Genomic DNA, 25,190 nt, shown 5'->3' on the forward strand with positions numbered 1-25,190 from the left:
GCTTCGGGGGCGGTGGGGCGTCAGGACCGTTCGTCAGACCGTCAGTCCGTCGGCCGATCGGTCGGTTCGTGCGTCGGTGCCTCCGCCGGTCCGTGTGCCGGCCCCTCTGTCGGCTCCTCCGCCCGCCTCGCCTCCGCCCGCCTCGCCTCCGCCCGCCTCGCCTCCGCCGGCCTCGATTCCGACGGCCTCGATTCCGACGGCCTCGCCTCCACCGGCCCCTCCGAACCAGCGGCGGACGGTGTCCCGCGGGTGCGGCGCAGTCGGGTCCACAAGGAGCGGGACCGGCCGTTCGGCGGGTGGTCGGCATGGCGGGGCGGGCGGAGGCGAGGCGGGCGGTCGGGGATTTCAGCCGAGCGCCCGGAGCCGCCGTCCTCGGGCCCGGACCCTGCGCCTCGCCTGGCCTCAGGAAGCCGCGGGCCCGGTGCGGGTGACCGCGGGTCGTCGGCGGCGCGGCGTCTGCGCGGCAGCGGTGGCCAGAGAGACCGGGAAACCGTTCGTCCGACGGAGGGCGGCGCCGGATCGGCAGCCGGCCCGGTCCGGGGCAGGGGGAGCCAGGAGCCGCGCGCGTCGTCGCGCTCGTCCGCCGGGGAGGGGCGCCCGTCGTCGCACTCCTCCGCCGGGGAGGGGCGGCTGCCGGGCAGCGACGGGCGGTCCGGCCTGCGCCGCAGGGGCCGGGCACCGGCGACCGCGGGGTCGGGGGCGCCGTCCGTGCCGCCCCGGTGGCCGTGACCCCCGCGGCCGTGGCGGTCGCGCTGCGCCGGCGGTCCCGGGGTCCCCTCCTCGCCCGTGACCGCCCCGCCCACCGTCCTCCTGCTCTCCGTTGTTCCGCTCTCCGTTGCACCGCTCTTCGTTGTTCTGCTCTCCGTTGCACCGCTCTCCGTTGTTCCGTCCGCCTCCGTGGCCCGTCCGGTCCGGCGTCCCGGCCCTGTCGCGCGCAGCAGGCCGTACAGCCGGGATTCCCGCAGGAGCGTGCGGGCCCGGCCCGTCCGGGCCCGCAGCCGGGCAGCCGGCGGGCGCAGCTTGTGCAGACGCGACCGGAGCCATCGCTCGGCGCCTGGCGCACGGCGCCGTTCGCGGATCCACCACCAGCGCAGGAGCAGTGCGGTGGGGGTTCCGACCAGCAGGGTCCAGGCCAGGGCGGCCGGGCCGGTCAGCCACCAGCTCGGGCCGAAGGCGGCGAGCCCCCGCCGGCCGAGCGGTCCGTCCGCGAGCCCGGTGAGCAGCGCCGTGGCCAGCAGGCAGCCGACACTCGACAGCGCGGCCGTCAGAGCCGTCTCCCGGACGCTCCGGAAGGTCTGCTCCCGCCTCTCGTCCGGGTCGGAGACCCTGTCATCCGAGGCGGAGCCCCTGTCATCCGAGGCGGCGGCCCTGCCATCCAGGGCGGCGGCCCTCCCGTCCAGGGCGGAGAGCCCGCCGACCGGGTCGGAGACCCCGCCGACCGGGGCGGCCGTCGTCCTGTCCGGTGCGGCGGCCAGGCGCGCGGCCCGGCCGGCGGTCCGTTCCGGCGTGTCCGCGTCCGCCGGTGGCACCGCGGCCCGCGCCGTGCACCAGCCGACGCCCAGCCCGGCCGCGACAGGCACCACCGCGACCCACCAGGTGCCGGGGCCGCCCGGTCCCTGCTCGGGCAGCCCGGCGAGGAGCGGGAAGGCCGGCAGGGACGGGTACCCGGCCGCGCCGAGCGGCCCCGCGACGCTGCCCGCGCCCAGGGTGAAACCCGGGCCGAGCCCGTAGGCGGCCCCCCACACCACGGCGTTCGGGACAAGGACGAGGCCCAGCAGCAGCATCCCGCACCGGCCTGACCAGGCCTCGGGGAGCCGCAGGAACGGCTGCTCCCCCACGAACCCGTGCCAGGCCAGGGACATCAGCAGGAGCAGGGCGCCCCCGGCCAGCAGCAGCGCGGTGCCGGCCGCCGCGCCCCGCAGGGCGGTGTCCCGCCGGGCCGGGGTGAGGAAGATCCGTACCCGTTCCGGAACGCGGTCGGCCGCCTCCCGGACGACCTCGGGCAGCGGCCCGCGCGGACGGCCGCTCGCCACCCACACCCCGTACCCCAGCGCGCCCCCGGCGACGAGCGGCAGCCGCAGCAGCGCGCCGAGCAGATCGGGGTGCAGCGGACCGCCCGACGTGTAGACGAGGGCCGCCACGGCGACGGAGAGGTAACCCGCCGCCAGCCACCCGATCGTGGGGCCGAGGTACGGCGGTTCCACCTCCTCCGAGTGGTACCGGCCGAGGCGTTCGGCCCGCGCCTCGACGGTGTACCGGGCCGCGCGGTACATCAGCCAGACCGGAACCGCCGCGAGCAGCAGGGGCGTCAGCCCGATGGGGGCGCCGGCCCCTGACAGGGCGTCGGGCCGGACGAGGCCGACCCCGTGCGCCGCCAGCCACAGCGCCGCGGCCACGTGGAGCGCACCGCTGGGCCCGTTGTCCGGGTACGGCGCCGCGATCCAGATCAGCAGAACCGGAACCGTCATGGCACCCAGTCCGAGGGCGGCCGCCACCACCCCGCCGAGCGCCGTTTCACCGGCGTCCGGCGTGCGCCGGGCGCGCGCCGGGAGACGCGAGGACAACGGAGTGCTGCGGTCGGTCAATTGCGTCACGCGGACATGCTGCCAACAACACACCATTCATCCATGGAGCGGAGCAATGGCCGTCGTGTCGCTCAATATATGGGTATGCACCATTTCGCACTTCGGGGCCCCGGGGCGTTGGTCCGGCCGGCCCACCGCCACGGAGGACGCGCGGCATGACCCGGGGACGACGCCACCGGAAGCCGCGCCCGGCGGCACGGCGCGCACCGGCCCCGGACGCCGCCCGCCCGGGCCCTGCCTGCCTCGACACCGCCGGCCTCGACGCTGCCCACCTCGACGCTGCCGGCCTTGATGCCGCCCGCCTCACCACCGGCCGAATCGCCACCGGCTGCCCGGACTTCGCCCGTCGGGACACCGCTCGCCCGGGTGCTCATCCGGGTGCTCGTCCGGCCGCCGAGGAGCTGCCCACCAGGCCGACCCCGACCACGCCGCCTTCCGGCGCCGCCGCTCGCGCCACGGTGCGAGGCGGTACGGCCGCCGGCGCGCCCGGCACCCGGCGGGCAGCACCGCCGGGGCGCACTCCGTACTCCGCCGTGAGCGCCCCCGCGCAGGCCTTCGAGACGCTGTGCGCCGCGCACACCGCCGCGCTGGTCCGGCAGGTCACGGTGCTGACCGGGCGCCGGCGGCTGGCGCGCCGCGCGGTGGACCGCGCCTTCCACCAGGCCTGGCAGCACTGGCCCGAGGTGGCCGCGGACCGCGACCCGGCCGGCTGGGTGCGGGCCGCCGCGTACGAGTACGCGCTCTCGCCCTGGCACCAGCCCTGGCTGCGCCGCCGGCCGCCGGCCGGCACCGCGCCCGGACCGGACCGTGCGCTGTTCGCCGCCGTGCTCTCCCTCCCCCGCTGCTACCGCCGGGTGCTGCTGCTCCACGACGGGGTGGGCCTGGGGCTGCCGGAGACCGCCGCCGAGGTGGAGGCGACGCTCCCGGCCGCCGAGAGCCGGCTGGCCCGCGCGCGGGCGGCCGTGGCGGCCCGGCTTCCGGAGATCGGCGAGGCACCGTCCACGCTGCGCGGCGGGATCCTGCGGCGCCGGCTCGACGGCCTGACGTCGGCGCAGCCGGTACGGGCCGTCTCGGCGCGCTCCGTGCGCCTCGGCAGTGAGCGGCGCACCCGGCGCTGGACCGCCGCGGCGTGCGGCATCACCGGCGCGTTCGTGCTGACCACGGCCGTCTTTGCGGTGCTCTCCCCGGGCCGGTACGTCCCCGAGGTCCGCGAGCGGCCCGCCGTCACGGCCCCGGGTCCGTCGGCCCCTGGTCCGTCGGTCGGGGATCCGTCGGCCGCGGATTCGTCGGCCCCTGGTCCGTCGGCCGCGGATTCGTCGGTCGCGGATTCGTCGGTCGCGGATTCGTCGGTCGCGGAGCCCGCCGCGGGCCCCTGAGGCCGGGTGGCGTGGCCGCGGCTGCCGGCACTTGAGGGTGCGGGAGAGGAACCCTCCCCGGGCGCCGTGATGGTGCGGAGGAACCGGGGCTTCCGGTCCGGGCCCCGGTGCCGCCCCGCCGCACCGTCGCCCCACCGCCGTCGCGCCGCAGTCCCGCCGCGCCTTCGCCGGACGGGGCACGCGCAGAGGCGGCGGGCACGCACAAGGGCGGGGCCCGTACGTCGTCCGTACGAGCCCCGCCCCTGGTGCAGCTGGGACCGGAGGTCAGCCGCCGAGCGCGGCGCGCGCCAGGCGGGCCGTCTCGGACGGGGTCTTGCCGACCTTCACGCCCGCGGCCTCGAGGGCCTCCTTCTTCGCCTGCGCGGTGCCGGACGAGCCGGACACGATCGCACCGGCGTGACCCATGGTCTTGCCCTCGGGCGCGGTGAAGCCGGCCACGTAGCCGACGACCGGCTTGGTGACGTTGGCCTTGATGAAGTCCGCGGCCCGCTCCTCGGCGTCGCCACCGATCTCACCGATCATGACGATCAGGTCGGTGTCGGGGTCGGCCTCGAAGGCGGCGAGGGCGTCGATGTGGGTGGTGCCGATGATCGGGTCGCCACCGATGCCCACGGCCGACGAGAAGCCGAGGTCACGCAGCTCGTACATCATCTGGTACGTGAGCGTGCCGGACTTCGACACCAGGCCGATGCGGCCGGAGGTGGTGATATCGGCCGGGATGATGCCGGCGTTCGACTGGCCCGGGGTGATGAGGCCGGGGCAGTTCGGGCCGATGATCCGGGTCTTGTTGCCCTTGGCCTGGGCGTGCGCCCAGAAGGCGGCGGTGTCGTGCACCGCGATGCCCTCGGTGATGACGACCGCGAGGCCGATCTCGGCGTCGATCGCCTCGAGGACCGCGTCCTTGGCGAACTTCGGCGGCACGAAGATGACGGTGACGTCGGCGCCGGTGGCGTCGATGGACTCCTTCACGGAGCCGAACACCGGGACCTCGGTGCCGTCGAAGTCGACGGTCGTGCCGGCCTTGCGCGGGTTCACGCCGCCGACGATGTTGGTGCCGGAGGCGAGCATCCGGCGGGTGTGCTTCTGGCCCTCGGAGCCGGTCATCCCCTGGACGATGACCTTGCTTTCCTTGGTGAGGAAAATAGCCATGGTTTGGTGACCCGTTCCTTTACTTCGCTGCCAGCTCGGCGGCGCGGTCGGCCGCACCGTCCATGGTGTCCACCTGCGTCACGAGCGGGTGGTTCGCGTCGGTCAGGATCTGCCGACCCAGCTCCGCGTTGTTGCCGTCGAGGCGGACGACGAGCGGCTTGGTGACGTCCTCGCCCTTGGACTTGAGCAGGTCCAGGGCCTGGACGATGCCGTTGGCGACCGCGTCACAGGCGGTGATGCCGCCGAAGACGTTGACGAAGACGGACTTGACGTCCGGGTCGCCGAGGATGATCTCGAGACCGTTCGCCATGACCTCGGCGGAGGCGCCGCCGCCGATGTCGAGGAAGTTGGCGGGCTTCACATTGCTGTGCTTCTCGCCCGCGTAGGCGACGACGTCGAGGGTGCTCATGACGAGACCCGCGCCGTTGCCGATGATGCCGACCTCGCCGTCGAGCTTGACGTAGTTGAGGCCCTTGGCCTTGGCCGCGGCCTCGAGCGGGTTGGCCGCCGCCTTGTCCTCGAGCTCGGCGTGGTGGGCCTGGCGGAACTCGGCGTTCTCGTCCAGGGAGACCTTGCCGTCGAGCGCGATGACCTTGCCGTCACCGGTCTTGACCAGCGGGTTGACCTCGACGAGGAGCGCGTCCTCGGCGATGAAGGCCTTCCACAGGGTCTGCAGGGTCTCGGCGATCTGGTCGGCGACCTCGGCCGGGAACTTGGCGGCGGCGACGATCTCCGCGGCCTTCTCCGGGGTCACGCCCTCGTTGGCGTCGACCGGGATCTTGGCCAGCGCCTCGGGCTTGGTGGCCGCGACCTCCTCGATGTCCATGCCGCCCTCGACGGAGGCCATGGCCAGGAAGGTGCGGTTGGTGCGGTCCAGCAGGAAGGAGACGTAGTACTCCTCCGCGATGTCCGCGGTCGGGGCGAGCATGACCTTGTGGACCGTGTGGCCCTTGATGTCCATGCCCAGGATCTGGCCGGCCTTCGCCACGGCGTCCGCCGCGTCGGAGGCCAGCTTCACGCCGCCGGCCTTGCCGCGGCCGCCGACCTTCACCTGCGCCTTGACGACGGCTCGGCCGCCGAGACGCTCGGTCGCCTCGCGCGCCGCCTCAGGCGTATCGATGACTTCACCGGCCAGCACCGGTACACCGTGCTTGGCGAAGAGGTCCCTCGCCTGGTACTCGAACAGGTCCACGCGCGTCCGTCCCTTTGCGTCTCAATACCGCTGTCGTGGTGTGATCGCGGTTCGTTGTCTGCCTGGGCGTGCCGCGAAGGGCAGCGTGACGACGCGGTCACAAGGGAGGCGCACACGTTGTCCGGGTACGCGGCATGTCCGCCTCGCAGGTTATCCCCGTCGGACCGGGCGCCCTAAATCGCAGGTCACATATGAGCGGTGATTACAGTCACAGAGCGGCCGCCACGAGCCGGGGCAGGCGACGCGAGGCCGACGACCGCCGGGTCCCCACCGAAGCGCGGCCAAACGGTCATGTACCGCCCTTCGCTCCGCAATTCCCCGCAGCAAGATCTGCACTCGTTCGGCTTCATTTCCGCCGTGGACGCTTGACCGCGATCTTGAGCCCCTTCGCGAGAAATCACTTTCTGCCGGATCCGCCCTTCTCCATCATGCTCATGACGATCTCGGGAATTCCGGGACCCGAAGTGACCGGATCGACACCTCGGCCTCTTGTCACGGCTGGATCCAGGGCCCCAGGCAGCACTCACGCATCAGGAACAACAAGCCTTGGCCCGGCTCCGTGAGGCCCGATTTCCGGTTCCTCGATGCGGCGGGTGCGGTCCGGGAGTCCCGCCGTCGTGATCGTCAGGATCGGGCCGATGGCCGGTCGGGGTCGGGATTCAGGGATCTCCATGCCCGAATGCGTGGAGGGCGCACAGCGATTCGATTCCTCCACGCGGGATGCGGCGGGCGGAGCGCGGTTCGAGGCGCGCGGTGCGCGCCGCACGGAAAGGCAGTGGAGTCAAGTGGCCCCGCGAGAACTGCTCATCGTGCTCCCGTCGGCCGAACTCGACAGCATCTGGGCGGAACTTACCGCCCAGAAACCCGGCGAAAAGCTGCATCTACTGGTCGGAGACGGGGTCGAGGTGGTCGACAGCGGGTATACCGATCGCGGGGAGCCGGCGCCACTGCTGTGTGTGGAGGAGGTCGACCTGCCGGGGCGCCGGGTCCGGCTGTCCGGTGAACCGCTGGCCGGATTCGGACGGCGTGCCGACCACCACCCCGTTTCGCGCAGCCGGCACCAGCGGCCGTACGCCCGGTCCGGAGAACGGCAGCCCGGAGAACGGCAGCCGCCCCACGGCTCGCTCCGCATCCAGGAGGGCGCCTGGACCGATCCGGAGGACGGCGTCTAGGTCCGGTTCGCCCCCGGGGGCTCCTACCGCCCCGGAGACCACTGGCTGATCCCGGCCCGTACCGCGACGGGCTCCGTGGAGTGTCCGGTCGACGTCGCCCGCCGCCCACCGGCCGCTGCTCCGGGATCCGGCCGGTGTCCTGCTGCACTTCGCTCCGTTGACCCGGTGCGGGACAACGGTGAGAACGACGTAGTGGATCCGCGCAACGAACGACGTGGTGGATCCGCACGACACCTTCGCCCCATGGCCGTCCCGGTCCCCACCGACGGCGGCCGACGTGCCGTAACCCCCTGTCCGGACCACCCCCTGACCACGACCGCTCGTCCCCGTCCCCGCCCCCTGCTCCCCGCCGCGTCATGGCGCACGCGTTCTGAGAAACCCGAGGCCCTATCGACGCACCGCTTTTCATCCCCCACTGAAGGAGCATCACGATGGCAACTCCGTTGTCCGCCGACCGGCTGCTCAAAGCCCTCCGTGACGAGGGCCTGCACGTCGTCGAGGTCAGGAGCTGGCGCACGCACAACCGGAACCACAAGGGACCCTGGGGACCGACGCACGGTGTGATGATCCACCACACCGTCACCTCGGGCACCCAGAGCTCGGTGGACCTCTGCTACGACGGGCACTCCAGCCTGCCGGGCCCGCTGTGCCACGGGGTCATCGCCAAGGACGGCACGGTCTACCTGGTCGGCAACGGCCGGGCGAACCACGCCGGACTCGGCGACGACGACGTGCTCCGCGCCGTGATCAACGAGACGGCGCTGCCCGCCGACAACGAGGCCAACACCGACGGCAACCGGCACTTCTACGGCTTCGAGTGCATCAATCTCGGAAACGGCAACGACCCGTGGCCGGCGGCACAGCTCACCGCGATCGAGAAGGCGGCGGCCGCGATCTGCCGGGCGCACGGCTGGACGCAGAGATCCGTGATCGGGCATCTGGAGTGGCAGCCCGGGAAGATCGATCCCAAGGGCTTCACCATGAACAGCATGCGCACCCGGATCCAGAACCGGCTCGGGTCGGCGCCCGAGGGCCCCGTCGAGCCCACGTACGAGCCGTTCCCGGGCGCCTCCTTCTTCCGCTCCGGCCGCAGCAGCAAGGTCATCACCGCAATGGGCAGGCGCCTGGTGGCCGAGGGCTGCGGCCGCTACGAGGTCGGCCCGGGCCCCGAGTGGACCGAGGCGGACCGCAAGTCCTACGCGGCCTGGCAGCGCAAGCTGGGCTTCTCCGGAAGCGACGCGGACGGCATTCCCGGCAAGGCCAGTTGGGACCGGCTGCACGTGCCCAACGTGTAGCCGGTCCGGCTGTGACGGGTCCGGGACGGGGTCCCTCCTGCTGAGTCGGCCCCCGATCGGTCCCGTCAGGCCCTTCCCGTCCATCCCGTCCGGTCCATCCCGCACGGCCCGTCCGGCACGATCGGTCCAACGATCTGTCCGGCATCGTCTGTCCGGCACGGTCCATGCGGCACCGCCTGTCCGGCAGGGCTCGGCCGGACAGGCCCGAACGACCGGCTCGAAGTGACTGGCTCGGCCGGACGGGGCGGGCGGCGGGACGGGGCCGCGGGATGCGGGATGCGGTCACAGCATGCCGTCACGGTGTCGCCGGGTCCGGTACCGGCAGCGGCCGCTTCTCGATCGCCGCGGCCATCACCTCGGGGAACAGGTCCGGCGTGCACGCGAACGCCGGCGCCCCGAGGGCCGCGAGCGCCGCCGCGTGCTCCCGGTCGTAGGCCGGTGCGCCCTCGTCCGACAGCGCGAGCAGCGTCACGAACTGGACCCCCGACGCCTTCATCGCCGCCACCCGCTTCAGCATCTCGTCCCGTATGCCGCCCTCGTAGAGGTCGCTGATGAGCACCACGACGGTGTCGGCGGGCCGGGTGATCTGCGACTGGCAGTACGCCAGCGCCCGGTTGATGTCGGTGCCGCCGCCGAGCTGGGTTCCGAAGAGCACGTCCACCGGGTCTTCGAGCTGGTCGGTGAGATCGACGACGGCGGTATCGAACACGACCAGCCGGGTCGCGATGGACCGCATCGAAGCGAGCACCGCGCCGAAGACCGAGGCGTAGACGACCGAGGCGGCCATCGACCCGGACTGGTCGATGCACAGCACCACGTCCTTCTTCACGGCCTGGGCCGCCCGCCCGTACCCGATCAGCCGCTCCGGCACGACGGTGCGGTACTCGGGCAGGTAGTTCTTGAGATTGGCCCGTATGGTGCGGTCCCAGTCGATGTCCCGGTGCCGGGGACGGCTGATCCGCGCGGACCGGTCGAGCGCGCCCGTGAGGGTGGCCCGGGTGCGGGTCGCCAGCCGCTTCTCCAGCTCCTGGACCACCTTGCGGACCACGGCCCGCGCGGTCTCCTTGGTGGTCTCGGGCATCGCCTTGTTCAGGGACAGCAGCGTGCCGACGAGATGGACGTCCGCCTCGACGGCCTCCAGCATCTCCGGTTCGAGGAGCAGGGAGGACAGCCCGAGCCGGTCGATGGCGTCCCGCTGCATCACCTGCACGACGGACGACGGGAAGTAGGTGCGGATGTCGCCGAGCCAGCGGGCGACCCGGGGCGCGGACCCGCCGAGCCCGGCCGACCGGCCGCCGCCCTCGCCCTTGTCCCGACCGCCGTAGAGCGCGGCGAGCGTCCGGTCCATCGCGGCGTCCCGCCCCGTCGGCACGTAACCGGTGCCGTCCGCCGCTTCTCCGCCCAGCACCATCCGCCACCGCCGCAGCCGCTCGGCCGCCTCGCTGTCCGTCCCCGGCGCCGTCGCACCGCTCATCGCGCCACCCCCGCAAGGTCGTTGTCGTCTCGTTCACCGTCGTTGCGTTCACAGTTGTTGCGTTCACGGTCGTGGTGGCCGAGCCCGGGGCCGTTCCCGGCGTGGCCCGCCCCGCCCTCGTCCGGCCCGGGACCGTGGTGATCCGTACCGGAACCGCCGGCGTCCGCGCCGGAACAGCCGTCGTCCAGCCCCAGGAGCAGGCTCAGCGTCGGCAGCACGGCCGCGGAGCGTCCGGGGTCGAGTCCGGCGCCGAAGCCGGCCCCGCTGCCGTCGTCCGGCTCCGCGCCCGCCGCACCGGGTGCCGCCGGGCCCCGGCGCACCAGCTCACCGAGCGTGCGCCGTACGCCCGACTCGTACGCCGCGAAGGTCCGCCGCAGCAGCGGCAGCACATCGGTGAACGCGTCCGCCGGAACACCGGTGAGCCAGGCGTCGACCAGCCCGAGCAGCCGCTCGTCGTGGACCAGCAGCAGTCCGCCCCCGGATCCGCCGCCGACGAACCCCTCGATCCAGGCCGCCGCCTGCACGGGCGCGGTGCCGGGCGACAGGGCGTGCCCCATCAGCCGGGCGGCCTCGTCCTCCGCCAGCCGTCCGTCGTCGAGCAGCAGGCGTGCCGCCCGGCCGCGGATCAGCCCCGGCACGGTGTCGCGTCCGGCGAGCGTCCGCAGCACCGCGGCCCAGCGGTCCCGCAGCCCGGCGCCGGGCGCGGCCGACCCGACGGGTCCGGCAGGTCCGGCAGGCCCGGCGAGTCCGGCCGGCTTTGCCTGCTCGGCCTGCTCGGCGGACGAACGGCCCACCGGCCCTTCCTCGCCCTCGACAGCGCCGGCACCGGCGCCGGCACCGGCCTTCGCCCCGGCGCCGACAGCGGCCGTCTCGGCGGGCGCCGTCTCCACGGGCACGGGCTCCGCGGGCACGGGCTCCGCGGAGGTCGCGTCCGCGGACGCCGACTCGGCGGACGCCGGCTCCGCGGGCACCGGCTCCCCGGACGCCGGCTCCGCAGACGCGGCTTCCGCGGACGCGGCTTCCGCGGACGCGACCTCCGCGGACGCCGCCTCCGCCAGCAGGCCCACAGCCGTGTGGACGGAGTCCAGATGCCCCCGCATCTCCGCCGCGCCGTCCGCGTCGAGCCCCGCACACGCGGGCTGGAGCCCGACGAAGACCCGCTCGGCCAGACCGGCGGCCACCTCGGCGAGGGCGGCGGAATCGGTGCCGCGCACATCGCCGTAGCGCGCCGAACGGACCAGCGCGGGAAGCGCCTCGGCCAGGTGGCCGACGTCCGCGTCGAGCGCGGCCCGGTCGGCGAGCACCCGCATCACCACCGGAAGCGCGTCGGGGAGACCGGCGAGCAGACAGCGCTCGGCGAGTGAGGTGACACCGGCCAGGGAGCCGGCCGACGCCGCGTCGGCCCCGGCCTTGGCCGTGGCGGCGGCGAGCACCGTGGTGCCCCACACCCCGGCCTCGGCGACGCGCACCGACAGCTCCGGTTCCCAGCGCAGCCGCCACGTCTCGCGGAACGTCCCCTGCCCGCCCCGCGACCGCACCGGCTCCCCCCAGTCGATACCGAGCAGCCGCAGCCGGTGCAGGAGCCGGCTGCGCCGGGCGTCGGTGTCCTTGCGCAGGTCGAACTCGCACTCCCGGTCCCGGGCTTCGGGCTTGAGCCGCAGCCTGCGCTGGGTACTGGTCAGATCCCGCTGCAAGGGCACGGCCGGCGCCGAGTCGGGAACCCGGCCGAGCACATCCCCCACGATCAGCCGGTCCTCGACGAGCGCGAGCGGCACGTCCGACCCCTCGCACATCACCGCCCTGATCGCGTCCGTGGTCTCCACGAGCCCGGCGAGCGGCCGGCCGCGCATGGCGGCGAGTGTGTCCGCGAGCCGGACCGCCTCGATCACATGGGCCGAGGAGACCGGATGGTCCTCGGCGCGGAGGAGCCCGGCGACCTTGGTCATCCAGCGCTCGACCGGACGGTCCGGGGCGTCGAACAGGTGCCCGTACCAGCCGGGTGAGGTGATCCCCGCGCCGTAGCCGCTGTCCCGGGACAGCCGGCGGTGGGTCCACGGCACCCAGCTGAGCTCCACCTTGGACTTCGGCAGCCCCTTGAGCAGCCTCCGGTCCGCGGTCACCGTGGTCCGCCGGGTCAGCGCGGGGACGTGCCAGGCACCGCAGACGACGGCGTACGCGTCACCGAACTCGCGCCCGGCCTCCCGCATCCGCAGCCGCATGTGCGCCTCGCGCACCGGGTCCCGGTCGTGGCCCCCGTCCTCGTAGGTCTCCCGCAGCGCCCCCATGGCCTCGGCCAGCGCCTCGAAGGCAGCGCAGGCGGCGGCCCCTTCGGGGGCCGGTCCGTCACCGGGCTCCCCCGCTCCGTCGGCCGGCCGGCCGACGGCGGTCCGGTGTTCGACCACGTCCTCCCACCAGCGCTCGGGGTCGTCGTATCCGGCGGCCTCGGCGAGGACGGCGAGCGGATCGACCCGCAACCGGCTTTCCGCGCCACAGCCGTCGTCCGCACCGGTCCCGTCCGGCCCGCCGCACGCGCCGCAGCCGTCGTCCGCCCCGGTCCCGTCCGGCCCGCCGCACGCGCCGCAGCCGTCGTCCGCCCCGGTACCGTCCGGCCCGCCGCGCCCGTCCCCGTCATGGACCGGTCCGCCGTCAGTGACGGGCACCCCGCCGTGACCGGAGCCGTCGGCCTCGGGCTCCGGCCCGGTCCGGTCCCCCGGGCCCGGCGGAGCGTCGCCGTCCGCCATCGCCAGGGTGTGGGACGCCGGCAGGTCGATGAACCGGACCGGCACGTCATGCGCCAGCGCCCAGCGGATCGCCACCCACTCCGGAGAGAACTCGGCCAGCGGCCAGAACGCCGCCCGCGCCGGGTCGTCGGCGACATGGGCGAGCAGTGCGACGGGCGGCCGCATCTCCGGATCGGCGGCGAGCGCGACGAGACCGTCCGCCTCGGGCGGCCCCTCGATGAGCACGGCGCGCGGCCGGTGCCGGTCGAGCGCGGCCCGCACCGCCCGCGCCGATCCGGGACCGTGGTGCCGGACGCCGAGCAGCAGCGGTCCGGCGCTCATCCGGTCACCTCACGGCACGCGCGGTAGAAGTCCTTCCAGCCGTCGCGCTCGCGCACCACCGCTTCCAGGTACTCCTGCCAGACGACCCGGTCGGCGGCCGGATCCCGGACCACCGCGCCGAGAATGCCCGCGGCCACGTCGTCCGGGCGCAGCACCCCGTCGCCGAAGTGCGCGGCGAGGGCGAGGCCGTTGGTGACCACGGAGATGGCCTCCGCCGTCGACAGCGTGCCGGACGGGGACTTGAGCTTCGTCCGGCCGTCCGCCGTGACCCCGTCGCGGAGTTCGCGGAAGACCGTGACGACGCGGCGGATCTCCTCGACGCCCTCCGGAACCGGGGGCAGATCCAGGGACCGGCCCATCCCCTCGACCCGGCGCGCCACGATGTCGACCTCCGCCTCCGGCGTGGCGGGCAGCGGCAGCACGACCGTGTTGAAGCGGCGGCGCAGCGCGCTGGACAGCTCGTTGACCCCGCGGTCGCGGTCGTTGGCCGTGGCGATCAGATTGAACCCGCGGACGGCCTGCACCTCCTGGCCGAGCTCCGGGATGGGGAGGGTCTTCTCCGACAGCACGGTGATCAGCGTGTCCTGGACGTCCGCCGGGATCCTGGTCAGCTCCTCGACGCGGGCCGTCATGCCGTCCGCCATGGCGCGCATCACCGGGCTGGGCACCAGCGCCTCCCGGCTCGGGCCGTGGGCGAGCAGCCGGGCGTAGTTCCAGCCGTAGCGGATCGCCTCCTCCGGCGTGCCGGCGGTGCCCTGGACCAGCAGCGTCGAATCGCCGCTGACGGCCGCCGCGAGATGTTCCGACACCCAGGTCTTCGCGGTGCCGGGGACGCCGAGCAGCAGCAGCGCACGGTCCGTGGCGAGCGTGGTGACGGCCACCTCCACGATGCGGCGCGGACCCACGTACTTGGGAGTGATCACCGCGCCGTCCGGCAGCGTGCCGCCGAGCAGATAGGTGGCGACGGCCCAGGGCGACAGCCGCCAACGGGCGGGCCGCGGCCGGTCGTCCGCCGCCGCGAGCGCCGTCAGCTCGTCGGCGAAGGCGTCCTCCGCGTGCGGGCGCAGTACCTCGTCGTTCGTGGTCCGGCTGGTTGTCGCGGTGCTCATGGCTCCCCCTCCTCGCGGATGTGCGCACGCAGGCGCCATCACCTGCGGCCCACCCCCGATGTGCCGTGGGCCGCTTGCGTCATCAACTCTGCACGGCACCACTGACAGTCGGCCGGACACCGCCTCTCCCCGCCCCGCGTCACGCACCGTCACATCACGCCGCGCGGCAAGGACGACCGAACTCACTCCGCAAAACAACAGAACACGTTCCCTCAAGGCCATGACCAGGGGAGATCGCACCGTCACCATCGCTCCGCCGCCCCCGCGACCGGGGCCGGCGGGACAGCGGCCGACGGGATTGTCAGTGGCGGACCGTAGCGTCATCGGCATGACTCAGCAGGGGGTGCGCTGGGCGGCGGAACAGGTGCTGGCACTGGCTCCTGACGCCGCCTCGCAGAAGGCGGGCAGCAGACTGGGCGTGGCCGGACCGTGGTCGGCCACCGGGGCGAACGAGGGGGCGGTGTGGGGCGCGTGCAAGGGCAGCGGCAGCAAGCCGTACCGGACGGTCGTGGCGCTGCACGGCGTCGACGCGGGTTCCGGTCCGGGATATTCCTGCAGTTGTCCGAGCCGTAAATTCCCGTGCAAGCACGCACTGGGGCTGCTGCTCCTGTGGTCCTCCTCCGCGGACGGGGATCCGGCGGCCGTGCCGGACACCGAGGCACCGCCGCCGGAGTGGGCCGAGGAGTGGCTGGCGGCCCGCCGGCAGCGGGCCGAGCGGAAGGCCAATACCCCGGAGCGCACGCGGAGCGCGGATCCGGCCGCGGCCGAACGGCGCGGCCGGCAACGTGCGGAGCAGATGGCCGCGGGAGCCACGGAGCTGGAGCAGCGGCTCACCGATCTCCTGCGGAGCGGGCTGGCGGGGGCGGACCGTGCGGGATACGCCGCCTGGGACGAGACGGCGGCCCGCATGGTGGACGCCAAGGCACCCGGGCTGGCAGGCCGGGTACGGGAGTTGGGTGCGACGGCGGCCTCCGGAGCGGGCTGGCCGGCCCGGCTGCTGGAGGAGTGCGCTCTGCTGCACCTGCTGAACCGCAGCTACCTGGGCATCTCCCGGCTGCCGGATCCGCTCGCCGCGACGGTCCGCGCCCGGGTCGGACTGACCACGGAAGCGGCGGAACTGCTGGCCACGAAGGGGGCGGCGGTCCGGGACCGCTGGCTGGTGCTCGGCCGCCAGGACAGCGGGGACGGGCGGCTGACCACCCGCCGGATATGGCTGCACGGCGAGGAGTCCGGGCGGTCGGCGCTGCTGCTCGCGTTCGGTGCGGCCGGGCGGGCACCGGACCTCACGCTCCCCACCGGCCTCGCGTTGACCGCCGAGCTCGCCTACTACCCGGGCGGGCGGCCGCTGCGGGCGGCGCTGGGCGAGCAACTCACCCCGCCGGGGCCGGGTTCCGTACCGCCGGGACGGGCCGTCGGGGCCGCGCTGACGGAGTACGGGGACGCCCTGCGCGACGACCCCTGGCTGGAGGCGTGGCCGGTGGTGCTGTCCACCGTGGTGCCGGTTCCGGGCCCGGACGGCTGGCAGGTGGCCGACGCGGACGGGGACGCCGCGCTCCCGGTGGACCCGCGCTGCCTGGGCCGTTCGGGCCTCTGGCGGCTCGCGTCGATATCCGGCGGCCGCCCGGTGACGGTCTTCGGGGAAGTCGGCCACCGCGGCTTCACTCCGTTCACCGCCTGGTCAGGGGCCGCCGGCGCCGAGGCGGTCCCGCTGTGACGCGCCACAGTGCAGGTCCGCGTACGCCCGAGCGGCACCACTCCCACGATCACCCCCGCACCCACGCTCGACACGCCGCCGCACGCCGGCGGCACCACCGCAGGAGGGATTCATGAGCACCGTCGCCGAACTCCACGCTCCCGCCTGGGAAGAGCTGGTCACCGCCGCTCTCCTGGGCACGGAGCGCCGCACGCCTCCCGTACGGACACCGGGGCGGGAACCAGCGGTGACACTGCTGGACGCGGCGGCCGTCGTCACGGTCCGCCGGCGGGCCGGGCTGCGCCCGGCCACCGTCCTGCCGCGCCCCGGTCCTGCGCCGGAGGACCAACGCCCTCCCCTGCCGCCGGCGGCACGGCACCGGCTCGCGACCCTGCTCGCGGACCGCGCCGCCGGTGCGAACACCGGCAGGGGCCGCCGCGGCACGGCACCCGACCTCACGGAGTTGCTCCCCCAGTGGCTGGCCGCCGCTCACCGGCACGGCTACCGGGCACCCCACGAGCTGCTCCCCGCCCTGCTCGACACCGCCAGGGCCCGCAGCGATCTGCGGCCCCAGGCGCTGGCCCTGGCGGGCCCGCGGGCCCTGTGGCTGGCACGGCTGAACCCGGACTGGAAGTTCGCGCTGCGCGGCGCCGCCGGCAGTTCAGCGCTGCCGGACACCTCTGAGCCGGCAGCGGTCCAACAGCTCTGGGAGGAGGGCCTGTTCGCCGAGCGGGTCGCGCTCCTCGCCGCCGTGCGCCGCCGCGCCCCGTCCGACGGGCTCGCGCTGCTGGGCTCGACCTGGGACACCGAACGGGCCGAGGACCGGCTGATGTTCCTCGACTCGCTCCGCGGGGAACTGTCCATCGCCGACGAGCCGTTCCTGGAGGCCGCGCTGTCGGACCGCAGCCGCAACGTCCGCGCGACCGCCGCCGAACTCCTCTCCGCTCTTCCCGGCTCGGCGCTCGCGCAGCGGATGGCGGAGCGGGCGTCCCGCTGCGTCGGTCCGGCCTCCCGGCGCGGCGAGCCGGTCATCGCGGTCGAGCCGCCCCAGGTGTGCGACGCCGCCATGGAGCACGACGGCGTCGTACCGAAGCCGCCGTCCGGGCGGGGCGCCCGCGCCTGGTGGCTGAGCCAGCTGATCGAGGCGACCCCGCTGTCCTCCTGGGCGGGACCGTTCGGGGGCCGTTCCCCGGAGGAGATCGTGGCGCTGCCGGCCGTCGACGACTGGCACGCGGAGCTGCACTCCGCCTGGTGCCGGGCAGCGGTGCGGCAACGGAACGGCGCATGGGCGCGGGCCCTGCTCGGCTCCCCCTCCGCGCCGTCCGCCGCCGCGGCAGCGAGCACCACCTCGCTGGGCGAGCTGGCGAAGCTGCTCTCCACCCTGCCCGCGGCCGAACGCGCGGCCTGGGTGGCGGAGTTCATAGCGGCGCACGGCCTCTCGGAGGCCTTCCAGCTGCTGGGGGTGTGCGCGGTGCCCTGGGACGAGACCTTGGGCCGGGCCGTGGTGGACGCCCTCGACATCGCCCGCGACGCCGGCAGCTACCCGTGGAGCTTCAGCGGGGTGATGGGGCTGGCCGAGCGCTGCCTCGATCCGGCGCACGCCGAGCGCCTGGAGGTGCTCACCGCGATACCGGACGAAACGGAGGGCGCCTCCCCCGGGGCGGGCGGCTACTGGTCCGAGGCGTTCCAGCGCCTCGTCGGCACGCTCCGGCTCCGCGCCACGATGCGGGCCGAGCTGCAAGGGCAACGGCCCGAGCCGGACGGGGGCGGTGGCCGGACCCCGGACGACGAGGGCGAGGGCCCCGGCCCTGGCCCTGACCCCGGCGCTGGCCCTGACCCCGGCCCCGGCCCCGGCCCCGGCCCTGACCCCGGCCCCGGCCCCGGCCCCGGCCCTGACCCCGGCCCCGGCCCTGACCCCGGCGCTGGCCCTGACCCCGGCCCCGGCCCCGGCCCCGGCGCTGGCCCTGGCCCTGACCCCGGCGACGAGGCCACGGCACCGCCCACGGCATCCGCCACAACCCCTGGGGCGCCGCCCGCCACCCGGCCCTGAGCCAGGCACCGGCCGGCGGCCCGCGATTCCCGGTCGGACGACATATGCCCGGGTCACCTTCACACCAGGTCGTGCCTGTGTCACCTGCACACCGGATGGGAGGACTTCAAGGACAGGTTCGGCCGGCTCCAGCGCCCCTGGGGGGGACACCCCCGCCCGGGCGTACGCCCCTGGGTCACGCCCCGTCCGGGCGCACCCCCGCCCTGGGCGGCTGGGCGCCCGCCTCGCAGGGGTGGGCCCCGATCCGGGCACAAAGCCTCCGAAGCATCGTGCCCGGCCCCGGGCGGCACCTCCGAGACGCCGCGCCCGGCTCAGGTGCGCCCTACGGGCCTCCCGGCCCGGAGCTCGCGGCACTGGGGCTCCATCGCGGCACTGGGGCTCCGGGGACTCCCGGCCGCTCCGGGCCGCGGCACCGAGGCTCCGGAACTCCCGGCCACTCCGGACCGCGGCTCCCGGCCGGGGCCGCATCTCCCGACCTGGGGCCGCGCTTCCCGGCCCCAGGGAGGCGCACACCACGTCCCCGTGGGCGGGAACGCCCGAGCCCCACGGCCCGAGGCTCCTGCCCCCAGCCCCGACGCCCGAGACCCCGGAAAACCCCTCAGGCAGCCAGCTCGCGGACGTGGTCCCGCACCCAGGCCACGACCTCGGTCGTCGTCGCGCCGGGGGTGAAGATCGCGGCGACGCCCAGCTCCTTGAGCGGCGCGATGTCGTCCTCGGGGATGATGCCGCCGCCGAAGACCTTGATGTCCTCGGCGTCCCGCTCCTTCAGGAGCTCGATCACCTTCGCGAACAGCGTGTTGTGCGCGCCGGAGAGGATCGACAGGCCGATGGCGTCCGCGTCCTCCTGGATCGCTGTATCGACAATCTGTTCGGGCGTCTGGTGCAGGCCGGTGTAGATGACCTCCATACCGGCGTCCCGCAGCGCCCGGGCGATGACCTTGGCCCCGCGATCGTGGCCGTCGAGCCCCGGCTTCGCCACCACGACGCGGATCGGACCCGACACACCCATCACTGCCTCCATGCACGTCTGCCGGGACGTCGCTGTCACCGGCCGCTGGGGTCCCCCACAGCCGCAGGACCAGGGGGAGTGAACGAACGTTATCCCCCAGCATCCCGCACCCGGCAGTTTCGCGGAGGCCACCGAGGGGGAAATCACACGATGGGACATATGGAAGGGGAGCCGCAGCGGGCTTCCGTACCCACAGCGCCGAAGGCCGGTGCGACGGGACGGTACGGGAGGCCCGAGCCGCACCACCGGGCATCGTGGCGGCTACCCGTGAGGGCACACGGGGGACACAGGCGTCCCTGCTGTGCCATTCGGGAGGTCGGCCATGGGGGCACTGCCATTTCTTCCCAGTCTTCTCCGCCCGTCCGCCGCGCTGATCAAGGCCACAGCACTGGACCTGGCGATCCTCGCCGGGCACGCGGTGCTGTACCCGACCGGCGTGATCGCCGAGCGGCCGCCCGAGCGGCAGGCGGTCCCTCCACCGACGGTGCCCCTGGACGACCCCGAGACCACGCTCCTGCCCACCCCGGAGGAGCCTGGCGCCGGGCACCCGCCGGTGCTGCTGCTGCACGGCTTCATCGACAACCGATCGGTCTTCGTCCTGCTGCGCCGCTCACTGCGCCAGCACGGCTGGACCCAGGTCGAAGCGCTCAACTACTCGCCGCTGTGCTGTGACATCCGCGAGGCCGCGACCCTGCTGGGGCGGCACATCGAAGAGGTCTGCGCCCGTACCGGCCACGACCGGGTGGACGTGGTGGGGCACAGCCTGGGCGGCCTGATCGCCCGCTACTACGCGCAGCGGCTGGGCGGCGACACCCGCATCCGCACCCTGGTCACCCTGGGCACGCCGCACTCCGGCACCCGCGCCATCCCGCTGCTTTCCGCGCATCCCATCGTCCGGCAGATGCGTCCGGATTCCGACGTGATCGAGGAATTGGCGAGCCCCGCCCCCGATTGCGCCACGCATTTCGTCAGCTTCTGGAGCGACCTGGACCAAGTGATGGTCCCGCTGGAGACGGCCCGCCTCGAACATCCGGATCTGGTCACTCATAACGTGCAGGTGAGCGGCATCGGACATCTGGCGCTTCCGGTTCACGCGGCCGTCGCGGCGGGCATCCGCCAGGCGCTGGACGACGAGGCGTCGGCCAGCGGTTCGTCCGACGCGGCCTCCGTGGCGTGACGCCCGGCGGGGCGCATGGCGTGATTCCATCGCTCCGATGCGAACCCGGGTCGAAATGTATTCGAACGCCGGGCCAAGCCATGGTCCGCAGTTCGCCGAAAGGCGGCCAAATGCCCGTTCCCGGGCCACCGGAAACCTGTTGAAGATTGTCGCCGCCGCATACCGCCGGGTACAGTCGCCGCTAATTCTCCTGCTGCCGAGGCGAAAGAGAAGTTGGTGGTGAACAACCGTCACCCGTCGGAGGACTCGTCCCTGACCGGTCACGTCCCCGACGCCTCGTACGGGCTCCACGCGCCGTACGAGCAGCAGGGAATTCCGAGTGCCCACGCCGCGTACGACGGCTATGCCACCGGAACCTTCGACAACCTCGGCGCGGCCTACGGGCACGGCGACCCGCTCTTCGGGGAGATGCCTGGCAGCTACGGCACCGGCGCGTACGCCCACCCCGCCGCCTACCCCGCGGACCAGGTACCGGACGCCGGGCAGTGGCACAACGGCGGCCAGGGCACCGACGGTTACGGCGTCGCGTACACCGCGCAGCCGACGACCTACGACACCGGGATGTACGACAGCGGGCAGTACGACGCCTCGCTGTGGACCGGTGCGGATCACGGCATGGCGCAGGGCATCCCCGCCCCGTCGGCACCCCATCCGCTGGAGACGACCTACGGGACCGGCGACTGGAGCCCCGCGGGGTGGGCCGACCCGGCGGGCACCGGCTCGTACGACACCGGTCAGTACCCGACCGGTTCGTACGCCATGGACCAGCACAGCCCCATGGACCAGCACAGCCCCGTGGACCAGCACACCTCGGGCCAGTACCACTCGGGCCAGTACCACTCCGGCGAGCACAACTCCGGCCAGTGGAACACCGGTCAGTGGACCGGGGCCGCCGGAGCGGAGAGCTGGGACGGCGCCGACGCGACACAGCTGTGGGACGCCGAGCAGACCCAGGCATGGAACGCCGCCGACGCCGCACAGGCGTGGGAGAGCGGGCAGCCCCAGCCGTGGGACGCGACGGCGCCGACGGCCGACGGGACCCCCGCGGGCGCGGAGGCGTACGACGCCTACGGCCGGCCCGCCGGGACGGACACCGAGGACGGCGCGGCCTTCGAAGCCACCGCGACGTTCGAAGCCGTGGATCCTGCCGCGTTCGAGGCGGTGGACCCCGCGGAGTTCGCCGCCATGGAGACCGCGGTCTTCGAGGCCGTGGAGGAGCCGCACCGCGCGGAGCCCGCCCCGGGCCACGACGCGGCCGCCGCCCACGGCATGGCGGCAGGCACCGCGGCCGACGGCCGTGCGGAGTACGAGGACGAGCCCGCGGCGACCCTCCTGCCCGGCCCGCGCCGGAGCGGCGGCGGTTCCGCGCGCACCCGCCGCCGGATGCCCGCCCGACGGTCCGCCCTGCTCACCGTCGCCGTTCCGTCCGTCGCCGTGATGGGCGTGGCCGGGATCGCCGCGGCTTCCGTCAGCAACACCACCCCGGACGAGTCCAAGACCACCCAGGCCGCGCCCGATCCGGCGGCCGTCAAACCGTCCGCGGCCAACAACAAGATGGACACCCAGCTGGCGACGCTCAGCGCCGACGCCGACGACTTCGCCGACCGCGCCAGCCGCACCCAGGAGCGCATCGACCTCAAGCAGCGCCAGCTCGAGGAGAAGAAGCGCAAGGAGGCGGAGGCCGCGCGCCGGGAGGCGCTGCGTCCGAAGTTCGCGATCCCGGTCGAACAGCACGGGCTCAGCGCGACGTTCGGGCAGGCGGGCGTCAACTGGATGTCGCTGCACTCCGGCATCGACTTCCCGGTCAGCTACGGCACGCCCGTGATGGCGGCGACCGACGGCACCGTCCGCACGCAGTACAACCTCGCCTACGGCAACATGGCCATAGTCACCGCCCCCGACGGCACGGAGACCTGGTACTGCCACCTGAGCAGCACCAAGATCCGTTCCGGCTCGGTCAAGGCGGGGGACGTCATCGCCTTCTCCGGCAATTCCGGCAACTCCACCGGTCCGCACCTGCACTTCGAGGTGCACCCGGGTGGCGACGACGCCATCGACCCGCTGCCCTGGCTGCGCGGCAAGGGCCTCGACCCGAACTAGAGCAACCCGAACCGGAGCAGCCCGAACCGGAGCGGTCGTCGATCGCGAACCGGAGCGATCCTCGGCCGATGGCCGGCCCCCTGATCCGTCGGGATGCCGCCCGGCCTCCGCCGCTCCACCCCGGGAGCCGGTCCGAGCCTCACCCCTCCCGGGTCAGGCCCCCGGCCCCGGCCCCCGCTCCCGCCCCCGTCAGAGCTTCTGCACCGGCGCGTACCGCAGCAGCAGGACCTTGGGCTTCTCGTCGCCGAAGTCGATCGTCGCCTTGGCGTCGTGCCCGCTGCCCGCGACCGACATGACGGTGCCCAGCCCGAACTGGTCGTGCGTGACCCGGTCCCCGACGGCGAGGGAGATCACCGGCCGGTCGGTGGTGCGGCGGGTGGCGAAGCCGCTCGGGCCCGCCTTGGTCCGCGACGACGAGAGCGAGGAGCCCGCGGCCATGGCACCCGCCGACGCCGACGGCATCGCGGGGCCGGTGCGCCGCCACTCCAGGTACTGGGCCGGGATCTCCTCCAGGAACCGCGACGGCGGGTTGTAGGAGGGCTGGCCCCAGGCGCTGCGCATGGTGGAACGGGTCAGGAAGAGCCGCTCCCGGGCCCGGGTGATGCCCACGTACGCGAGCCGCCGCTCCTCCTCCAGCTCCTTGGTCTGGCCGAGCGAGCGCATGTGCGGGAAGACGCCGTCCTCCAGGCCGGTCAGGAAGACGACCGGGAACTCCAGGCCCTTGGCGGTGTGCAGGGTCATCAGCGTGACGACGCCGGACCCCTCCTCGTCCTCGTCGGGGATCTGGTCGGAGTCCGCCACCAGCGCGACCCGCTCCAGGAACTCGGGGAGGGTGCCCGGGTCCTCCTCGGTGCGCTCCTGCTCGAACTCCAGTGCCACGGCGGCGAGTTCCTGGAGGTTCTCGATCCGGGTCTCGTCCTGCGGGTCGGTCGACGCCTGGAGCTCCGCCAGGTAGCCGGTGCGTTCCAGGACCGCTTCGAGCACGGTGGCCGGGCCGGCGCCCGACTCGGCGATGGTGCGCAGCTCTTCCAGCAGGGTGTTGAACCGCTTCACCGCGTTCGCGGAGCGGGCCGCCATGCCGTACGCCTCGTCGACCCGGCGCAGCGCCTGGGCGAAGGAGACCTTCTCCCGGGCGGCCAGCGCCTCGATCATCGCCTCGGCCCGGTCGCCGATGCCACGCTTGGGCACGTTGAGGATCCGGCGCAGCGGCACGGTGTCCTCGGGGTTGGCGAGCACCCGCAGGTACGCGAGGACGTCGCGGACCTCCTTGCGCTCGTAGAAGCGGACGCCGCCGACGACCTTGTAGGGCAGCCCGACCCGGATGAAGATCTCCTCGAAGACACGGGACTGGGCGTTGGTCCGGTAGAAGACGGCGACGTCGCCGGCGCGGGCGTCGCCCGCGTCCGTCAGCCGGTCGATCTCGTCGGCGACGAACTGCGCCTCGTCGTGTTCGGTGTCGGCGACGTAGCCGGTGATCGTCGCGCCCGCGCCGGCCTCGGTCCAGAGGTTCTTGGGGCGGCGGTTCTCGTTCCGCTCGATGACGGCGTTGGCGGCGCTGAGGATGGTCTGCGAGGAGCGGTAGTTCTGCTCCAGCAGGATCGTGGTGGCGTCCGGGTAGTCCTCCTCGAACTGGAGGATGTTGCGGATCGTGGCGCCGCGGAAGGCGTAGATCGACTGGTCGGCGTCGCCCACCACGCACAGCTCGGCCACGTCCTGGCCCGGCACGGTCTCCCCGGTGCCGACCAGCTCGCGCACCAGCGTGTACTGGGCGTGGTTGGTGTCCTGGTACTCGTCGACGAGGACGTGCCGGAAGCGCCGCCGGTAGTGCTCGGCGACGTCCGGGAACGCCTGGAGCAGGTGGACCGTGGTCATGATGATGTCGTCGAAGTCGAGGGCGTTGGCCTCGCGCAGCCTCGACTGGTACATCGCGTAGGCCTCGGCGAGCGTCTTCTCGAAAGCGTCCGCGGCCTGCCCGGCGAAGGTCTCCTCGTCGATGAGCTCGTTCTTGAGGTTGGAGATCTTCGCGCTGAACGACTTGGGCGGATACCGCTTGGGGTCCAGGTCGAGATCCCGGCAGACCAGCGACATCAGGCGCTTGGAGTCCGCGGCGTCGTAGATCGAGAAGCTGGAGGTGAAGCCGAGCTTCTTGCTCTCCCGGCGCAGGATGCGGACGCAGGCGCTGTGGAAGGTGGACACCCACATGGCGTTCGCCCGGGGGCCGACGAGCTCCTCGACGCGCTCCTTCATCTCCCCGGCGGCCTTGTTGGTGAAGGTGATCGCGAGGATCTGGCCGGGGTGGACGTGGCGCGCGCCCAGGAGGTGGGCGATGCGGTGGGTCAGCACCCGGGTCTTGCCCGAGCCGGCGCCGGCGACGATGAGCAGCGGCGATCCGGTGTGGACGACGGCGGCGCGCTGCTGCTCGTTCAGCCCCTCGAGCAGCGCGGCCGGGTCGATGGCAGGCCTCGGCGCGCCGTCGCGGTAGTACGCGTCCCGCTGGACGGGGTGGTCGAAGCGCCCCTCGAAGAGGTCGTGGGGGACCTCCTCCCGCGGGTGCGCGGACTCCTCGGGCGGCGGCGGGGGCTCCTCGCCCGAGTGCTCGAGGTCCGCCAGGAAGCTGTCGTCAAAGAGGCTGCTCATCGCCCACCGAGTCTAGGCGGCCGGACCGACAGCCCACACCGGTTCCCGCGTCCGTGCGGCCTCGACCGTCCCGTTCCGGCCGCCGCCGGTCCGCCGGCGGGCAAGGAGCA

Annotated in this window: 14 protein-coding genes and 1 pseudogene; 7 read left to right on the top strand and 8 right to left on the bottom strand. The window is 74.0% G+C overall.

Annotated features, from left to right (window positions below; genetic code table 11):
* Positions 1-41: 41 nt before the first annotated feature.
* Positions 42-2,594, bottom strand: a complete 2,553-nt coding sequence (locus tag AC3EQ1_RS15370) for a cell division protein PerM (RefSeq protein WP_432094867.1) — start codon at positions 2,592-2,594, stop codon at positions 42-44.
* Positions 2,595-3,118: 524 nt separating this feature from the next.
* On the opposite strand from AC3EQ1_RS15370, the gene AC3EQ1_RS15375 reads away from it, so the two are divergent.
* Complete coding sequence (locus AC3EQ1_RS15375; protein WP_432094868.1) at positions 3,119-3,961, top strand: sigma factor-like helix-turn-helix DNA-binding protein; 843 nt, start codon at positions 3,119-3,121, stop codon at positions 3,959-3,961.
* Positions 3,962-4,225: 264 nt separating this feature from the next.
* Here AC3EQ1_RS15375 and sucD read toward each other — a convergent pair whose 3' ends face one another.
* A complete protein-coding gene (sucD, locus tag AC3EQ1_RS15380) occupies positions 4,226-5,110 on the bottom strand; it encodes a succinate--CoA ligase subunit alpha (RefSeq protein WP_351510625.1) in 885 nt (294 codons plus the stop codon).
* A 19-nt stretch (positions 5,111-5,129) separates the two neighbouring features.
* Positions 5,130-6,302, bottom strand: coding sequence for an ADP-forming succinate--CoA ligase subunit beta (gene sucC, locus AC3EQ1_RS15385; protein WP_432094869.1), 1,173 nt, complete (start codon positions 6,300-6,302; stop codon positions 5,130-5,132).
* A gap of 785 nt (positions 6,303-7,087) precedes the next feature.
* Here sucC and AC3EQ1_RS15390 point away from each other — a divergent pair.
* Both AC3EQ1_RS15390 and AC3EQ1_RS15395 read left to right on the top strand, forming a co-directional pair.
* A complete protein-coding gene (locus tag AC3EQ1_RS15390; RefSeq protein ID WP_432094870.1) occupies positions 7,088-7,474 on the top strand; it encodes a DUF6519 domain-containing protein in 387 nt (128 codons plus the stop codon).
* 431 nt (positions 7,475-7,905) lie between these two features.
* A complete protein-coding gene (locus tag AC3EQ1_RS15395; protein ID WP_432094871.1) occupies positions 7,906-8,769 on the top strand; it encodes a peptidoglycan-binding protein in 864 nt (287 codons plus the stop codon).
* A gap of 295 nt (positions 8,770-9,064) precedes the next feature.
* Here the strand turns inward: AC3EQ1_RS15395 and AC3EQ1_RS15400 are convergent, their stop codons facing one another.
* From AC3EQ1_RS15400 to AC3EQ1_RS15410, 3 genes are read right to left on the bottom strand one after another with little or no spacing between them, the layout of a single operon-like run.
* Positions 9,065-10,243: a VWA domain-containing protein gene (locus AC3EQ1_RS15400; protein WP_432094872.1), complete on the bottom strand. Its 1,179-nt coding sequence runs from the start codon at positions 10,241-10,243 to the stop codon at positions 9,065-9,067.
* Positions 10,240-13,305 (bottom strand): DUF5682 family protein, encoded by a 3,066-nt coding sequence (locus AC3EQ1_RS15405; protein WP_432094873.1) that lies wholly within the window; start codon positions 13,303-13,305, stop codon positions 10,240-10,242. The genes AC3EQ1_RS15400 and AC3EQ1_RS15405 overlap by 4 nt, the downstream gene beginning before the upstream one ends.
* Complete coding sequence (locus tag AC3EQ1_RS15410) at positions 13,302-14,414, bottom strand: ATP-binding protein (RefSeq protein ID WP_432094874.1); 1,113 nt, start codon at positions 14,412-14,414, stop codon at positions 13,302-13,304. The genes AC3EQ1_RS15405 and AC3EQ1_RS15410 overlap by 4 nt, the downstream gene beginning before the upstream one ends.
* Positions 14,415-14,742: 328 nt before the next feature.
* Between AC3EQ1_RS15410 and AC3EQ1_RS15415 the strand changes: the two genes are divergently transcribed.
* The gene (locus tag AC3EQ1_RS15415; RefSeq protein WP_432094875.1) at positions 14,743-16,128 is read left to right on the top strand and encodes an SWIM zinc finger family protein; all 1,386 of its coding nucleotides are present in this window, start codon (positions 14,743-14,745) and stop codon (positions 16,126-16,128) included.
* A 112-nt stretch (positions 16,129-16,240) separates the two neighbouring features.
* A pseudogene (locus tag AC3EQ1_RS15420) lies at positions 16,241-17,845 on the top strand (DUF5691 domain-containing protein); the annotation flags it as partial.
* 910 nt (positions 17,846-18,755) lie between these two features.
* Here AC3EQ1_RS15420 and icmB read toward each other — a convergent pair.
* Positions 18,756-19,166 (bottom strand): coenzyme B12-dependent isobutyryl CoA mutase small subunit, encoded by a 411-nt coding sequence (icmB, locus tag AC3EQ1_RS15425; protein ID WP_432094876.1) that lies wholly within the window; start codon positions 19,164-19,166, stop codon positions 18,756-18,758.
* A gap of 322 nt (positions 19,167-19,488) precedes the next feature.
* Between icmB and AC3EQ1_RS15430 the strand changes: the two genes are divergently transcribed.
* A complete protein-coding gene (locus tag AC3EQ1_RS15430) occupies positions 19,489-20,343 on the top strand; it encodes an esterase/lipase family protein (protein ID WP_432094877.1) in 855 nt (284 codons plus the stop codon).
* Positions 20,344-20,562: 219 nt separating this feature from the next.
* Positions 20,563-22,443, top strand: a complete 1,881-nt coding sequence (locus AC3EQ1_RS15435) for a M23 family metallopeptidase (RefSeq protein WP_432094925.1) — start codon at positions 20,563-20,565, stop codon at positions 22,441-22,443.
* A gap of 189 nt (positions 22,444-22,632) precedes the next feature.
* Here the strand turns inward: AC3EQ1_RS15435 and pcrA are convergent, their stop codons facing one another.
* Entirely contained in the window at positions 22,633-25,080 is a 2,448-nt protein-coding gene (gene pcrA, locus AC3EQ1_RS15440) for a DNA helicase PcrA (RefSeq protein WP_432094878.1), read from the bottom strand.
* Positions 25,081-25,190 lie beyond the last annotated feature (110 nt).

The organism is Streptomyces sp. bgisy100 (assembly GCF_057709105.1).

What these genes read in the sequence shown, in the direction of transcription:
- AC3EQ1_RS15395 (WP_432094871.1), top strand. Translation starts at nt 7,906, where the DNA reads ATGGCAACTCCGTTGTCCGCCGACCGGCTGCTCAAAGCCCTCCGTGAC.
- pcrA (WP_432094878.1), bottom strand. Translation starts at nt 25,080, where the DNA reads ATGAGCAGCCTCTTTGACGACAGCTTCCTGGCGGACCTCGAGCACTCG.
- icmB (WP_432094876.1), bottom strand. Translation starts at nt 19,166, where the DNA reads ATGGGTGTGTCGGGTCCGATCCGCGTCGTGGTGGCGAAGCCGGGGCTC.
- AC3EQ1_RS15400 (WP_432094872.1), bottom strand. Translation starts at nt 10,243, where the DNA reads ATGAGCGGTGCGACGGCGCCGGGGACGGACAGCGAGGCGGCCGAGCGG.
- sucD (WP_351510625.1), bottom strand. Translation starts at nt 5,110, where the DNA reads ATGGCTATTTTCCTCACCAAGGAAAGCAAGGTCATCGTCCAGGGGATG.
- AC3EQ1_RS15405 (WP_432094873.1), bottom strand. Translation starts at nt 13,305, where the DNA reads ATGAGCGCCGGACCGCTGCTGCTCGGCGTCCGGCACCACGGTCCCGGA.
- AC3EQ1_RS15410 (WP_432094874.1), bottom strand. Translation starts at nt 14,414, where the DNA reads ATGAGCACCGCGACAACCAGCCGGACCACGAACGACGAGGTACTGCGC.
- AC3EQ1_RS15430 (WP_432094877.1), top strand. Translation starts at nt 19,489, where the DNA reads ATGGGGGCACTGCCATTTCTTCCCAGTCTTCTCCGCCCGTCCGCCGCG.
- AC3EQ1_RS15415 (WP_432094875.1), top strand. Translation starts at nt 14,743, where the DNA reads ATGACTCAGCAGGGGGTGCGCTGGGCGGCGGAACAGGTGCTGGCACTG.